The sequence below is a fragment of the Brevundimonas lutea genome, assembly GCF_003704105.1.
In the GTDB taxonomy this organism is placed as follows: Bacteria; Pseudomonadota; Alphaproteobacteria; order Caulobacterales; family Caulobacteraceae; genus Brevundimonas; species Brevundimonas lutea.
The window spans coordinates 1-14,464 of sequence record NZ_QUOQ01000006.1 but is presented as its reverse complement, the minus strand read 5'-3'; the positions used below and the strand labels follow the sequence as shown (position 1 = coordinate 14,464).

The window sequence follows — 14,464 nt, the reverse complement described above, 5'->3', positions numbered from 1 at the left end:
GCTCAGAACCGCGCCCGCAAGCCCACGCCCAAGGTACGAGGTGGGCCGTAGCCGGGGACATTATCACCGGTACGCGACACCTCGACATCCTCGTCCAGCAGATTGTCGGCGATCAGCTCCAGCGCCAGCCGGTCGGTCATCGCCCACGATGCCCGCGCATCCAGCACCCAGGCGGCGCTCAGTTCGCGGCTGTTCAGATCGTCGTCGAACCGGGCGGATTCGTAGCGAACCCGCGCGAAGACGTTCAACCGCTCCACCGGCGTCCAGTCGGCCGACAACGTCGCCGAGGCGCGCGGCGCCTGGGCGGGTCTGAGGCTGATCAGCTGGGGCGCGGCCGCGCCGCCGTCGACCTCGGCGTCGGTCAGGGCCACGGCGGCGGCCAGGGTCAGGCGATCCGACACGGCGTGGCTGAGCTCGCCCTCGATCCCGACCGCCTCGATCGATCCCGCGTTCTGGCGCTGACGCAGCACGCCGCCGGCGGGGACGAAGCCGGCCACCGGAAAGGTCCCGGGGCCCTCGCCGATCGTGACATTGACGATGGCGTCGTCGATGCGGTTCCAGAACAGGGTGGCGGTCCAGGTCGTGGCGTCGCTCTGGCCCCAGGAGCCGCCAAGGCCGAGTTCGACCCCCGCCAGCCGCTCAGGCTCCAGGGCGGCGTTGGCTTCGGTGATGTCATTGCCGACGCGGAACGGCCGGTGCAACTCGTTCAGGGTCGCGGGGCGGAATCCCGTATAGGCCGCCGCCCGCACGGCCAGGTCAGGCGCGATCGCATACCGGCCGCCCAGCCGGGCGCTGACCACCTCGCCCGAGCGGTCGGGCGCCGGGTTGTCCAGGGTTATGTCCCCGGTGGCGCGGTCCCGCTCGAGCCGACTGCCGTCAGTGCTCTCCCACCGGTCCAGGCGCAGGCCGCCGGCGACCAGCCACGGCCCGGCCGTCCACGAGCCGTCGGCATAGGCGCCGACCACCGAGGCCTCGCCGCCCGCGATGCGGCTGCGGGTGAAGTCGCCCTGCATGAAGCGGAAGCGCTCGCGGGTCTCGCCCTCGAACCACCGACCGTCCGCCCCGATCTCCGCCTCCAGCCCGTCCCGCCGGACGCGCCACGCCGCATTGACGCCCGTGCCCGTGGCCGGGGTTTCATCCTGGCTTGCGGCCGGGCTGGTCGAGGATCGGTCGTCGGCCACCGCGACGAAGCTGTTGGTCAGGTCGCTGGTCCGCCGCCAGGCCTGGACGCGCCAGCCGGCGCGCACCTGGGTCGGCGCCTGGGCCAGGGTGGCGCTGAGCACATCGCCCGAGGCGCTGGCCCGCGACCCGGCCACACCGGAGCCGCGCTCCTCCTCAAAGCTTCCGGCGCGCAGCGACAGCGTCGCTTCGCCAACGGGCGCGTCCAGCCGGATCGCCGCAGCCCGGACGTCGAGGTCCAGCGGCATATCGGCCGCGCCCCGCTCGGGGCCACGCACAGGGACATAACCGTCCGAAACTTCCCGCAGGCCGGAGACGGTCAGACGCGTCTCGCCGACCGTCACCGATCCCGCCCCGGCCAGCCGCGCGCCGCCGTATTCGGACACCGATCCGGCCAGCTCACCGCCATCGCCGTCGCGCAGCTGGATCACCCCGGTCAGGGCGCCGGCGCCATAGGGTCCCGCCCCCGCGCCGCGCACGATGTCAAGGCCCGCCAGGGATTCGGGCGGAACCTGGCTCCAGATGACCCAGCCGCCGAAGGGGTCGTTCAGCGGCACGCCGTCCAGGGTCACAAGTGTCCGCCCCGCTCCCGACGGCGCGATGGCCCTCAGCGAGATGCCCTGGGTGGTCGGATTGGCCGACAGGCTGGTGGTGCGGCGAAACAGGGACACGGCCGGCACGGCGCCCAGGGCCTCGTCCAGCCGCGCGGATCGGCTCAACTCCTCGCCGTCCAGCCGGATCACCGAGAAGGCCGCCTCCGACGCCGCCGGCGGGAGGCGTGCGGCGGTGACCACGACTTCCTCAAGCTGGGTGACGGGCTCGGGCGGGGGCGGCGCGGGCTGGATGATGGCGAAGCTCCCGAGGGCGGTGATCGGTGAAGGGCTGAGAACCCCGGTCAACCGGGGCCGTTCCGTCAGGCGCGCATCATCAGGGCGGACTTAAGGTCGCGGGCGAAGTCGGTCAGGCTGTCATCGCGGGCGCCCATGACAACGATGCGGTCCCCCGGACGGGCCAGCTCAAGCAGTCGACGGCCGCAGGCGGCGCGGTCTGGCAGGGCCTCGGCCTGGCGTCCCAGGGCGACGATGTCGGCGGCGATGTCGGCCGAACCGACGCTGCGATCGGTGGTGCCGCCGTAATAGACCGGCTCGGGCATCACCAGCACATCCGCCTCGCCCAGCTCTTCGGCGAAGGTCTTGGCGAACTCGGCGCGCATCAGCTTCAGGGGGCCGTACCCGTGCGGCTGGAACATCACCAGCAGCCGACCCGGAAAGTCATGAAGCGTCCTGAGGGTGGCGGTGATCTTGTCGGGGTTGTGGGCGAAATCGTCGATGAGGGTCACGCCATCGGCCTGGCCGACCAGTTCAAGCCGCCGCCGGATGCCTGAAAACGTCGCCAGCGCCTCGATCGCCGGCTCCAGCGGCAGACCCAGGGCCCGCACGGCGCCCAGGGCGGCCAGGGCGTTCTGAACATTGTGCGCGCCCGGCACGGCCAGCCGCACGGGGCGGTCGATCATCGCCCCGCGATCGCGCAGCACGAAGTCGACGCCGTCGCCGCGCGGAGCCAGGTCGACGGCGCGCAGGTCGGCCGCCTCGTCGTCCAAGGCGAAAGTCACCTTCCGGGCCCGCTGCAGCCCCCCGGCCAGGGCGGCGGTCTCGGCGTTGTCGAGGTTCAGCACCGCCACGGAAGACCGCTCGACGAAGCCGCCGAACAGGGCGCGCAGCTCCTCCATCGACTTGTGATCCAGGGAGATGTTGCCGACCACCGCCACGGTCGGATCATAGCCGGCGATGGACCCGTCGCTCTCGTCCACTTCGGCGACCATCAGGGCCGCGTCGCCGACCCGGGCGCTGGCGAAGGGGCGACCGGCGCCGACATAGTTGACCATGACCGCGCCGTTGATGACCGAGGGGTCGCGCCCGGCCTGATCCAGCATCCAGGCGATCATGCCGGTCACCGTGGACTTGCCGCTGGTGCCGGCAACCCCGACCCGGATTTCGGCGGCGTTGAACAGTCGAGCCAGCATCTGAGGGCGCGTCATCACCTCCAGCCCCAGGCGACGAGCGGCGGCGATGTCGGGCACGCTGTCCTCCACTGCGCCCGAGGCCACCACAGTCTGGCCAGCGCGGGGACCCGAGCCATCTTGGGGCGACAGCGCAAATCCCTCCGCCGCCAGCCAGGCGAACTTGTCCGGGGTGCGGCCCTGGTCGTGGGCCCGGTCCGAGCCCGCGATGCGCGCGCCCGCCGCCTTGAGGATCAGCGCCAGCGGCAGCATGCCCGATCCGCCCAGACCGCAGAAGAAATAGTCCTGGCCGTCGGACGGGGCTTGATGCATGGGGCGGAAACCGGGCTAGGCTTGGCGGGTGTCAGGGGATCGCCTGACTAGCAACCCGGAGCCCGCGGCGCCAATGAGGATCGGACGATGAAGATCGGCGTGGTCGCCGCCTCCTCGCGCTACGATATCGAGACGGCGCGCAAGGCCAGGACGCGGGTCGCCGAGCTCTATCCGGATGGCTCGGTCCAATTGGAAATCCATCCCGGCGCCTTCGGCAAATGGGGCCATTTCGCCGGCGAGGATCAGGCCCGGGCCGACGCTTTCCTCCAGATCGCCAACGATCCCCGCTATGACGCCCTGTGGTTCGCGCGCGGTGGTTATGGCTCGTGCCGCATCGCCGAAGCGGTGGTGGCGGGGCTGGAGCCGGCGGCGCGGAAGAAGGCCTATCTCGGCTATTCGGATGCGGGCAGCCTGCTGGCCGCGCTGTACCGCCTCGGCTTCCCGGACGTGGCCCACGGCCCGATGACGGGGGATGTCACTCGCGATGATCCGGCCGCCTTCGAGCGGGCGCTGGACTGGCTGGTCCGGCGCGACAAGACGGCGCTGGAGCCCAGCGTGACGATGGGCGGGCGGCCGACCGCGGCCTTCAACCTGACCATCCTTTCGGCCCTGCTTGGCACGTCTCTCGAGCCCGACCTGACGGGGCACGTCCTGATGCTGGAGGAAGTGTCCGAGGCGCTCTACCGGATCGACCGGCTGTTCTTCCACATCACCTCCCAGCCCTCGATCCGCCGCGTCGCTGGAATCCGTCTGGGGCGGTGCAGCGACGTACCCGAGAACGATCCCGCCTTCGACCAGACGCCGGAACAGATCGCCCGCTACTGGTGCGAACGCGCGGGCATCCCGTTCCTGGGCGCCGCCGACATCGGACATGACGCCGCGAACCGGGTCGTTCCCTTCGGGCGCTGGCGCGGCTGACCGCGGATCAGCCCCTGGCGTTCGCCTCGATCGCCTGCCGGATCAGGTCCGTGAACGCCGCCGCGTCGATCTGGTCTCCCTCGCGGATGTCGATGGCGCGGCGCACCCCGGCCCCGGCGTTCAGCAGACCGGTCGGGTCGGCCAGGGCCGAACCCCGGGGAAAAGTCAGCTTGACCTTGTCGCGATAGGTCTCGCCCGTGCACAGAATGCCGCCCCTTTCCCACACCGGCACGCCGGCGGGGTTGGTGGGCTTCCTCCACTTGACCGTCTCGACAATGGTCGGGTCGGCGGCGAGGATCAGCGCGCGCAACCGGGCCAGGGTCTCGCCGCGCCAGTCGCCCAGGCCGGCAATGCGGGCGGTGATCTCTTCGAAAGCAGTGGGGGCGCCGCTCACATCTTCTGTCCGGGCAGGCGGCTTGCCTGAAGGATCCAGTCCGTCACCTGGGCCTCATCAACGGCTTCGTCCTCGTGGATGTGCAGATAGCGCACCCGCGCCTGCTTCGACGCCACCGGCGGCGGCGGGTTCAGCTCGGCGCCGCAGAAAAACGCGACCTTCACATAGCGGTCGAAGCCGTGGAGGCTGAGGAACCAGGTTCCGTCGCCCATGCCATACAGGGGCGAGTTCCACTTCACCGCCCTGGCGACGCCGGGAACCGCTTGGGTCAACAGCTGGTCCAGCCGCCTCACCACCGCCTGCTTCCAGCCGGGCGTCGCTTCGATATAGGCCTGGACCGGCGCGTCGCCGTAGCCCTTGGCGATCTGCGGATTGCCGCCGGACAGCAGCACGGGGTCGGATCTGGCGGGGGCTGGGCTCATGCGCCGAGCGTAGTCCCCCGCCAGCCAATCGTCATCAGCCGCCGGGGTTGATCACCACCTTGATGCAGCCGTCCTTCTTCTCCTGGAACGTCTTATAGGCCTCTGGACCATCCTCCAGCCCGATCCGGTGGGTGATCAGGAAACTGGGGTCGATCTGGCCTTCCTCGATGCGCCGCATCAGGGGCTCCAGATAGCGCTGCACATGGGTCTGGCCGGTCTTGAGCGTCAAAGATTTGGCGATGAAGGCGCCCAGCATGGTCGGCACCGCGCCGACGAAGACGCCGGGAAGGCTGATGATCCCGCCGGGACGGCAGGCCAGGATCGCCTCGTTGAGCGCATAGGGGCGCTCCATGCGTTTGGCGACCGTCTCCTGAACCTTCTCGATCATCGAGCCCGAGCCGTGGCTCTCCAGGCCGACGGCCTCGATCACCGCATCGGGACCCTCGCCGTTGGTCATCTCCTTGATCCGCTCCTGAAGATCGCCTTCGGAGAAGTCGATGACCTCGGCGCCCGCCGCCCGGGCGAGGGCCATGCGCTCTGGCACCTCGTCGATGGCGATGACCCGCTCGGCGCCCATCAGGAAGGCCGAGCGAATGGCGAACTGGCCGACGGGGCCGCAGCCGAACACCAGCACGGTCTGGCCCGGCTGGATGTCGCAGTTCTCGGCCGCCATCCAGCCGGTGGGGAAGATGTCGGACAGGAAAAGCACCTGATCGTCGCTCAGGCCGTCGGGCACCTTGATCGGGCCGACGTCGGCGTAGGGCACGCGAAGATACTCGGCCTGGCCGCCGGCATAGCCGCCGTAGGCATGGCTGTATCCGTACAGGCCGGCGGTCGGATAGCCCGTGGTCTTGGCCTGTTCCTCGCCATTGGGGTTCGATCGCTGGCACAGGGAGAAGAGGCCCTTCTGACAATAGCGGCACTCGCCACAGGAGATGGTGAAAGGCACCACCACCCGGTCGCCGACCTTGAGCTTGGCGTTGTCCTTGCCGACCGCGACCACCTCGCCCATCGTTTCGTGGCCCATGACGTCGCCGGATTTCATGCCGGGAACGAAGCCGCCGTAGAGGTGCAGGTCGCTGCCGCAAATCGCGCAGGAGGTGACGCGGATGATGGCGTCGCGGCCATCTTCGATCTCGGGATCGGGCACCGTTTCGCAGCGGATGTCGCCCTTGCCGTGCCAACAGAGTGCCTTCATGCCCAGTCTCCTCGTGATCGGGGGAATGGGCCGACAAGCGTGGGCGGGCGGGGATGTTCCCCTTACAGTTGGTCGGCGACGCCCAGGGGAAAGCGCACGGTGACCGTCAAGCCGGGCCGGCTGTTCTCGCGGTCGATCGTGCCGCCCAATTGTGTGGCCAGGCTGGAGAGCAGGCGCGAGCCGAAGCCCGTACCCTTGGCCTTTCCGCCTCCGTCGCCATCGCCCTGATCGGACACCGACAGGCAGACCGCGCCCCGATCCTCTACCAAGCGAATAGCGATCGGGCCGGCCTGGCCGCCATAGGCGTATTTCTGGGCATTGATCAGCAGTTCGGTGACGACCAGGCCCAGCGTGACCGCGCGATCGGCCTCGACCGACGCGGGCGCCAGGTCCAGCGAGATGGCCTCGGCCCATTCCGGCCCGGACGATGACACCACCTCCGCGACCAGTTCGTCGATGTAGCGGCTGAGATCGATGGTTTCGATCTGGTCGGCCTGGTGCAGGCGCCGGTGGACCATCGAGACCGCGCCGATGCGACGGCGCGCCTCCTTCAGCGCTCCGATGACCGCCTCGTGCTGCTCCTCGCGCGCCTGCAGGGCAAGGAAGCTGGAGACCAGCGACAGGCTGTTCTGAACCCGGTGATTGACCTCCTTCATAAGGAAGTCCTGCTGACCCAGCAGCCGGTCCTTGTCACCGAGAGCCTGGGACAGGGCCAGGTTCAACTGGGCTTGACGGCGGTTGGCGGCCACTTCGGTGAGGGAGCGACCGACCCGGCCGGCGGACTCGACCTCGGCGGTGGTCCAGCGGCGGGCCTGGCCCTCGACGGTTTCGGCCCAGGCGTCGAACGAAGCGCGGGGCGTCAGCGGCCCCTCGCGCGCGTCCTTGACCCCCGCGTGCGGGTCGCCGGCCCAGCGCACCGTCTCGCGGCGCTCGGCTCGAAACCACAGCAGGGTGAAGGGCTCCGAACCCTCAACCGACGTGGCGACCACGCCCGAGGCCTCGCGTTGCAGGCGCGCGCCCTCCGGCCAGTGGCGCGACAGGGCGTGGGTGAAGAAGACGCCGCGCCGCGGACGCGACCGCACATAGGCCTCCAGCGCCCGGATGTCGGCTGTCGCCGGAGTGACGCCGACCTTGCTCACCCTGCCGCCCCGCACCACGGCCGCGCCGTCGGCCTCCAGCATGCGCCGAAGAGGCTCCAGCCGCTCGGCGACCTCGTCCGACAACGGTAGGTCGGGATCCAGCCGGGCGACCAACTCCTCTTCCAGCCCGCGCAGCCGCAGACGTTCGCGGAAGGCCTCGGACTCCTGTCGTCCCTTGATCTGGCGCGACAGGGCGCCGGCCAGCACCACGGCGGCCGAACGGACCTCGTAGGTCATGGGCGTGGGCAGGGCCGCGTGACAGGCGATCAGCCCCCACAGAGCGCCATCGCGCACGATCGAGATCGACGCCGAAGCCCCCACCTCCATGTTGCGCAGATAGGTCAGATGGATCGGCGAGACGCTGCGCAGCCCGCTGTCCGACAGGTCCACCGGCGGCGCCGCAGGCCGGCTCGGCCGCAGGGGCGCCGGCTCGTAATCAACCTGGGGGATGACCCGCACCCGATTGCGCACATACAGGCCGCGCGCCTGGCGCGGTATGTCGGTTGCAGGGAAATGCTGATTCATGAAGGATCGCGCACCGGGCGCGATGTCCTCGGCCACCACCACGCCGGAGTCGTCCTCCAGGAAGCGATAGACCATGATCCGGTCGTAGCCGGTCAGGCGTCGGAACTCGACGGCGGCGGTCTCGAACAGGGCCTTGAGCGTCGGCGCGCGCTCGAAGGCGGCGCCGGCCCGCTCCAGTTGGGCGAGTCGTTCGGCGCTGGTCATCAGATCGTCGGACGCGGGCTCGATCTCGATCAGCACCGCCTCGGGGCCGAACTGGGCCGAGACGTCCCAGCGGCGCCCGTCCGGAGAGATCCAGCCGCCGATCAGTCCGGGCGATCCCTCGGCCATTCTGTGCAGCAGGCGCGCGCCGAGATCGGCCCCGAGCAGCCGGGCGGGGTTCGACCCCAGCCAGTCATGCGCGCCCAACACCCGCTCGGTATCACCCGCGCTCTGCAACACGTGATCGCCGGCCGCGTCGAGCACCAGCAGCACGCCGTGCGGCTGGATGGCGCCAGGGATGTGAATCGGCTCCCTGTCGCAATCGGTCACGTCCAGAGTCGCGCCGGCACGACCCCGACCGTCCTCCGGGGCCAGATCCTCGAGATCGGACTGGGTCATGCGCGCGCCTCCCCAACCGGAGTTTCCGGGGGAACCAGCCGAGCTTCGGCCAGAGCGAAACCGTCGAGGGCGCCCAGGGTCATCTGTTCTCCCACGGCGTCGCCGCCGTCAGAATACGCGTTCAGTATGGCGACCAGACCCTGCCATCGGTCGCCGGCGAGCCGGCCATATGGATCGAAAAACGACAGTCCGCGCAAGTCCTCGCCCCTGGCGTGCAACGCCTTGGCGATCACCCGGCCGCCCAGGGTCGAGCCCTCGACCACATAGAAGCGCCCCAGGGCTTCGCCCAGAGACGTCGGCGGATGGGGCGTGGGGACCGCAACCTCGCGTCCGCCGAGTTCGGCCAGATCGCGCGCGATGCCGTCGGACCGCAGCCGATCCGCGAAGCCGAGCCCCTTTATCGGCTCTAGCCAGGGAGCCAGATCCGCCTCCTCGGCGCGGTGGTGGGCGAGGAACCGCGCGGCGATGCCGGGCCGCGCCTCCGGACGCGCCAGTGCGGCGAGCAGGTCCAGCCGCGCCTCGAGTCGCTCGTGCGCCTCGCGTGTCGCGTCACGCAGGCGGATCAGGATGGGAGGGGCGGTCACGTGTCGCGGAATGACCGCCACATGTGGCGACTCAAGGGCTCGAGCAGATAATCGAGCGCCGTTCGCTTGCGAAGCGGAATGACGACCTCGACCGGGACGCCGGGCCTCAGGCTTTCGGCCAGGGTCTCGGGCGAACCCAGTTTCGACAGCTCGGCGGCGGGCACGGTGATCTGGCCGCGATAGAAACTCTGCCCGGTCTGTTCGTCCTGGAAGCTGTCGGCCGACAGTCGGGTTAGTCGGCCATCCAGACGCGGCATGTCCTGCTCGCGGAAGGTGGCGAACATCACCTCGGTTGTCTGGCCGACCCGCAGCGCCTCGATGTCGGCCGGCGAGATCAGGGCCTCGACCACCAGATTGGCCTGGGACGGCACGATCTCCATCAGGGTCTGGCCCGGACTGACCACACCGCCGACGGTGAAGATGGTTAGGCCCACCACCTGGCCCGTCGCCGGAGCCCGCACCTGGGCCCGCGCCAGTTCGGCGCGCGTGGCGATCAGGCGGGGCTGCAGCTCGTTCAGCTGAATCTCCACCTGGCGCAGCTGTTCGGCCACCTCCTCGGTGGTTTCGCGATCGACGCCCAGCATCTGCAGCCGGGTCTCGCCGATGGCTTCGCGCGTAGAGGCGACCTGGGCCCGCAGTTCGCCCTGCTCGCCGCGCAGCCGCGCCTCCTCCCGCTCCAGGGCGCGCACCCGGGTCTGGGGCGCGAACCCGCGCGCGGCCAGGGAGCGGATGCCCTCAAGTTCCTCGCCGATCAGCCGGGTCTGCTCCTCATTGGCGATGATCTGACCTTCCAGCCCGCCGATCTGCTCATTCAGCTGGCCGATACGCTGCTGCAGCACGCCCAGTTGCGTGGTGCGGCCGCCGCCTCGGGCCTGAAACTGCAATCGTTGCAGCCTCAGGGCTTCGGCCGCGAGGGGCTGATCCTCCGGGACCAGATCGGCGTATTCGGGCGGAGTCGGCACGGCGGCCAGGCCGTCGCGCTCGGCGATCATGCGGCTGCGCTGGGCCTGAAGCGCCACCACCTGACCGGCCAGGCCGCGCTCCACCGCGCGGAGTTCGCCGACGGAGATTTCGAGCAATACCTGGCCCTGGCGCACCGTGTCGCCCTCACGCACCCGCAGGGCGTCCACCACCCCACCCTCGCGGTGCTGGACCGCCTGGCGGTTGCCCGAAACGACCACCCGACCCTGCGCATAGGCGCCCGCGTCCAGGCGCGCCACGGCCGCCCAGCCCAGCAGGATGACGAAGAACAGCCCGGCCACCCCCAGCCCGATCAGGATGTCGCGGCGCGGCCCGTCGCGTCCGCCCTGCGGGGCGGCGGGCGCGGCGACGGGTGCGGTGTCGACGGCTTCGGTCACGACACGCTCGCGATGCGCGGACCGCCCCGGCCCTGTAGCGCCTGCAGCACCTGGTCGCGCGGACCGAACCGCGACACCGCGCCCTTGTTCATGACCAGCAGAAGATCGGCCGAGGCCAACACCCCGGCGCGATGCGCCACGATGACGATGGCGGCCCCGGCTTCGGCGGCGCGCTTCAGCGCCCGCATCAGGGCGGTCTCGCCGTCCTGATCCAGGTGCGAATTGGGTTCGTCGAGCACCAGCAGGCGGGGCGAACCGTAGAGGGCGCGGGCCAGGGCGACGCGCTGCATCTGGCCGGCCGACAGCCCCCGCCCGCCGGGGCCGATCGGCGTGTCATAGCCCTGGGGCAGGGACTGGATCAGGTCATGGACTTCCGCCGCCTTGGCCGCGGTGACCGCCCTGAGGTCGATGGCGCCTTGATCCGCCGCGGGGTCGGCCGCCCCCTCGAAGCGCGAGATGTTGTCCTTCACCGTGCCGGCGAACAGCACCGAATCCTGCGGCAGATAGCCGATGTGGCGGGCCAGCCGCTCGGGATCCCACTGTCCGTATTCAGACCCGTCCAGCCGCACCGCCCCGAGCTGCGGCCGGTAGGCGCCGGCCACGACGCGGGCCAGGGTGGTCTTGCCAGAGCCCGACGGTCCGATCACGCCCAGCATCTGGCCGGGTTCGAGCGCGAAGCTGACCTGTTTCAGCTGGGGCGTATCCCCGTCGCTCATCCGGACGCTGACCTCCTGGAGATCGAGGCGACCTGCAGGGGCCGGCAGCAGGGTGTGGGCCTCGTCCTGGTCGCCAGTGGCTTCATAGAGGTCCGTCAGGCTCTTCCAGGCCGCACGGGCCTGAACCAGGCCCGGCCAGGCTCCGACCAGCTGTTCAATCGGCTGGACCGCGCGGCTGAGCAACACCGAGGCGGCGATGATGGCGCCGGCGGAGATCTGTTGCTGGACCGCCAGATAGGCGCCCAGGCCGAGCGCCAGAGACTGCAGCATCAGCCTCAGAAACTTGATCGCGCCGGAATAGCGCCCGCCGGTGAACTGGGCCTCGGACTGGGCCCCGGTCGCCTCGGCGCGCGCCGTCAGTTGTCTGGCCACCAGACCGCGGCGCATGCCCAGCGCCCGGACCACTTCGGAGCGGGTCGAGACCTGCTCCTGAGCGGCATAGGCTCGGGCGGAGGCCTCATGCGCCTTCAGCAGCCGCGTCTTGGTCGATCGTTCGTTCAGCACCGCCAGCCCGAACAGCATCAGGGCTCCGACCAAGGTTAACAATCCCAGCAACGGGTGCAGCAGGAAACAGAACAGCAGGTAGATCGGCGTCCAGGGCGCATCGAGAATGGCCAGCGCGCCCTGACCGCCGATCGCGGATCGGACCTGGTCGAATTCGCGCATCACCTGGCCGGCGCGCGCGCTGGTCTCATGCGACCCCATGGCGCGACCGAGGGTCCGTCCGGCCAATTGCTGGTCCAGCCTCAGGCCGGCGCGCACCAGCAAGCGCGTTCGGATCACATCCAGTCCCGCCAGCGTCCCCAGAGCCAGGAAGACGACGATGGTCACCAGCACCAGGGTGATGATCCCCCCGGTCGGCACGACGCGGTCATAGACCTGCATCATGTACAGGGTCGGCGCGAGATACAGGATGTTGACGAGCGCGCTGAAGCCAGCCGCCGCCAGCAGGTGCCAGCGGCAGGCGCGGATGGCCTCGGCGAGCGGACGCGCCCCGGGCTTGTCTGACAGCAGCGACTTCAGCACGGCGTCGTCTCTGGCTCCTTCAGCCGTTCAACTTAGCGACCCATGGTCGCAATCGCCAAAACAATTGCCGGAAAACCCTGACCGTTTGGCGCCCGGTCACGAGAAAATCAGCACTAGGTGGTTGGCGTTCGCCGAAAAGGCGAGCTATCGGTTGCATCCAGAGGCAGTCTCGGAGCGTGTCTTCGGGTCAATCACGGTTGTCGGCGCTCAGCCGCACGTCTTTCGGGGGAGTAGGTAACATGTGCATCGCTTGCGCTGGCGGCTTGTCAGGATCTGGCTCGGGCATAGGCGGTCCCGCCGCTCCCAGCTTCAACATCGAGCAGATCATCGCTCAGCTGGATCGGAACAACATCGGCTGGGCCAACGGCATCGTCACCTACGCGTTCTTCGAAGCCTTGAACGAAGACAACCTTCTTGATGAAAACTATCAAGGATTTCAGGCGTTTAATGCGATGCAGCGTCAAGCTACGCGGGACGCCTTCGCCCTTCTCGCCGATGTCGCCAACCTGACCTTCATCGAGGCGGCCGACAACGGCGCCTCGGACAACCGTATGACCTTCGCCAACTCCAGCACGATGCCGGACTATGTCTGGGGCTGGGCCGGCGGTCGCTTCTACGATCTCCCGGAGGGTCAGCGTGACCAATGGTTCTCCAGCGAAATCTGGGTGAATTCGGATGGTGGGCTCGGGTCGTACGGGCTGGGGACATACAATTTCACCGCGCTGATGCACGAAATCATGCATGGCCTGGGCGTCCCTCACCCTGGCGATTACAACGCCGCCGAAGGGGTTGATATCACCTACGCGGGCTTTGCTGAGTACGCTCAAGATTCGCGCCAATACACGATCATGTCGTATTTTGACGCGCGCGAGACCGGGGCCCAGCATGGCTTTAGCTACGGCGCGACCCCCCTCCTGCATGACATCCTCATCCTGCAGCACATCTACGGGGCGAACATGTCGACCCGCGCGGGAGACACGGTTTACGGCTTCAACTCGAACGCCGGTCGCGACGCGTTCGATTTCTCGATCAACCAGGAACCGATCGTCGCCATCTGGGACGGCGCCGGAAACGACACGATCGATCTGTCCTTCTACGTGAGCAACAGCGTGATCGATTTGAGGGAGGGCGGCTTCTCGAGTTTCGCGGGCCTTACCCACAATATGGCTATCGCCTATGGCGCTGTGATCGAAAACGCCATTGGCGGTTCCGGCAACGACACACTGATCGGCAACGCGGCCAACAATCTGCTCAACGGCGGCGCGGGCGCTGATCGGATGACCGGCGGAGCGGGCGACGACATCTACATCGTCGATCATGTCGGAGACGTGGTGGTCGAGCTTGATGGAGGGGGCTTTGATGAGATCCGCTCGTCACTGAGTTTCAACCTTGCGGGCATCTATGCGGAGCGTCTCGTGCTCACCGGCTCTGCTGACATCGATGCGATCGGCAATTCTCTCCAGAACAGGCTGGTCGGAAACAGCGGCGCCAACGTCCTCAATGGGATGGGCGGGGCCGATGAGATGGCGGGTGGCAAGGGAGACGACATCTATTTCGTCGATCACGCGGGAGATCGTGTTTACGAGAACGCCGGCGAAGGCTTTGACGAAGTCCGCTCTTCGGTGAGCTTCGATCTGGCCGGGACCTATGTCGAGCGCCTGGTCCTTACCGGAACTGGCAACATCAACGCCGTCGGCAACAGCCTGGCCAATCGGCTGGTCGGCAACGACGGGGCCAATCTGCTGAACGGCCTGGGCGGCGCCGACGACATGGCGGGCGGCAAGGGCGATGACATCTACATCGTCGATAACGCCAATGACCGGGTCTATGAAAACAACCGCGAGGGCTTTGACGAGATCCAGTCCTCGGTCAGCTACAATCTGGCGGGCATCTATGTTGAGCGCCTGGTGCTGACGGGCTCGGGTGATCTGAACGCGGTCGGCAACTCGCTGGACAACCGTCTCGTCGGCAACGCCGGCGACAATGTGCTGAACGGCATGGGCGGCGCCGACCAGATGGCGGGCGGACTGGGCGACGACACCTATCACGTCGACAATGCGCGCGACCGGGTCT

The 14,464-nt window shown here is 68.7% G+C and carries 11 protein-coding genes; 2 read left to right on the top strand and 9 right to left on the bottom strand.

The window, feature by feature from the left end; translation table 11 throughout:
* Positions 1–2: 2 nt before the first annotated feature.
* Together EES48_RS11485 and EES48_RS11480 are read right to left on the bottom strand one after the other, a co-directional pair.
* Entirely contained in the window at positions 3–2,027 is a 2,025-nt protein-coding gene (locus EES48_RS11485; RefSeq protein WP_122467548.1) for a TonB-dependent receptor, read from the bottom strand.
* A 65-nt stretch (positions 2,028–2,092) separates the two neighbouring features.
* Positions 2,093–3,511, bottom strand: a complete 1,419-nt coding sequence (locus EES48_RS11480; protein ID WP_122466999.1) for a UDP-N-acetylmuramate--L-alanine ligase — start codon at positions 3,509–3,511, stop codon at positions 2,093–2,095.
* A gap of 87 nt (positions 3,512–3,598) precedes the next feature.
* Here EES48_RS11480 and EES48_RS11475 point away from each other — a divergent pair, with 87 nt between their 5' ends.
* Entirely contained in the window at positions 3,599–4,429 is an 831-nt protein-coding gene (locus EES48_RS11475; RefSeq protein WP_122466997.1) for an LD-carboxypeptidase, read from the top strand.
* A gap of 7 nt (positions 4,430–4,436) precedes the next feature.
* Here EES48_RS11475 and EES48_RS11470 read toward each other — a convergent pair whose 3' ends face one another.
* The 7 genes from EES48_RS11470 to EES48_RS11440 form a co-directional block, all read right to left on the bottom strand.
* The gene (locus tag EES48_RS11470) at positions 4,437–4,823 is read right to left on the bottom strand and encodes a DUF1801 domain-containing protein (RefSeq protein ID WP_122466995.1); all 387 of its coding nucleotides are present in this window, start codon (positions 4,821–4,823) and stop codon (positions 4,437–4,439) included.
* A complete protein-coding gene (locus EES48_RS11465; protein ID WP_122466993.1) occupies positions 4,820–5,245 on the bottom strand; it encodes a DUF1801 domain-containing protein in 426 nt (141 codons plus the stop codon). Before EES48_RS11465 ends, EES48_RS11470 begins: the two co-directional genes overlap by 4 nt.
* Positions 5,246–5,279: 34 nt before the next feature.
* On the bottom strand, positions 5,280–6,443 hold the full coding sequence (locus EES48_RS11460) for a zinc-dependent alcohol dehydrogenase (RefSeq protein WP_122466990.1): 1,164 nt from the start codon (positions 6,441–6,443) through the stop codon (positions 5,280–5,282).
* Between the two features lie 62 nt (positions 6,444–6,505).
* Entirely contained in the window at positions 6,506–8,707 is a 2,202-nt protein-coding gene (locus EES48_RS11455; RefSeq protein ID WP_122466988.1) for a histidine kinase dimerization/phosphoacceptor domain -containing protein, read from the bottom strand.
* Positions 8,704–9,291, bottom strand: coding sequence for a biliverdin-producing heme oxygenase (locus EES48_RS11450; RefSeq protein ID WP_162998133.1), 588 nt, complete (start codon positions 9,289–9,291; stop codon positions 8,704–8,706). The genes EES48_RS11455 and EES48_RS11450 overlap by 4 nt, the downstream gene beginning before the upstream one ends.
* The gene (locus EES48_RS11445; RefSeq protein WP_122466983.1) at positions 9,288–10,649 is read right to left on the bottom strand and encodes an HlyD family type I secretion periplasmic adaptor subunit; all 1,362 of its coding nucleotides are present in this window, start codon (positions 10,647–10,649) and stop codon (positions 9,288–9,290) included. Before EES48_RS11445 ends, EES48_RS11450 begins: the two co-directional genes overlap by 4 nt.
* Positions 10,646–12,391 carry a type I secretion system permease/ATPase gene (locus tag EES48_RS11440; protein ID WP_122466981.1) on the bottom strand — a complete coding sequence of 582 codons (1,746 nt, stop codon included), beginning with the start codon at positions 12,389–12,391 and terminating at the stop codon, positions 10,646–10,648. Before EES48_RS11440 ends, EES48_RS11445 begins: the two co-directional genes overlap by 4 nt.
* Before the next feature lie 197 nt (positions 12,392–12,588).
* On the opposite strand from EES48_RS11440, the gene EES48_RS11435 reads away from it, so the two are divergent.
* Positions 12,589–14,464, top strand: a 1,876-nt coding sequence (locus EES48_RS11435; protein ID WP_205679449.1) for a M10 family metallopeptidase C-terminal domain-containing protein, incomplete at its 3' end; no start/stop codon positions are given.

Excerpts from the sequence above, each read along its gene's own strand:
- EES48_RS11480 (WP_122466999.1), bottom strand. The coding sequence starts at position 3,511 with ATGCATCAAGCCCCGTCCGACGGCCAGGACTATTTCTTCTGCGGTCTG.
- EES48_RS11475 (WP_122466997.1), top strand. The coding sequence starts at position 3,599 with ATGAAGATCGGCGTGGTCGCCGCCTCCTCGCGCTACGATATCGAGACG.
- EES48_RS11465 (WP_122466993.1), bottom strand. The coding sequence starts at position 5,245 with ATGAGCCCAGCCCCCGCCAGATCCGACCCCGTGCTGCTGTCCGGCGGC.
- EES48_RS11460 (WP_122466990.1), bottom strand. The coding sequence starts at position 6,443 with ATGAAGGCACTCTGTTGGCACGGCAAGGGCGACATCCGCTGCGAAACG.
- EES48_RS11455 (WP_122466988.1), bottom strand. The coding sequence starts at position 8,707 with ATGACCCAGTCCGATCTCGAGGATCTGGCCCCGGAGGACGGTCGGGGT.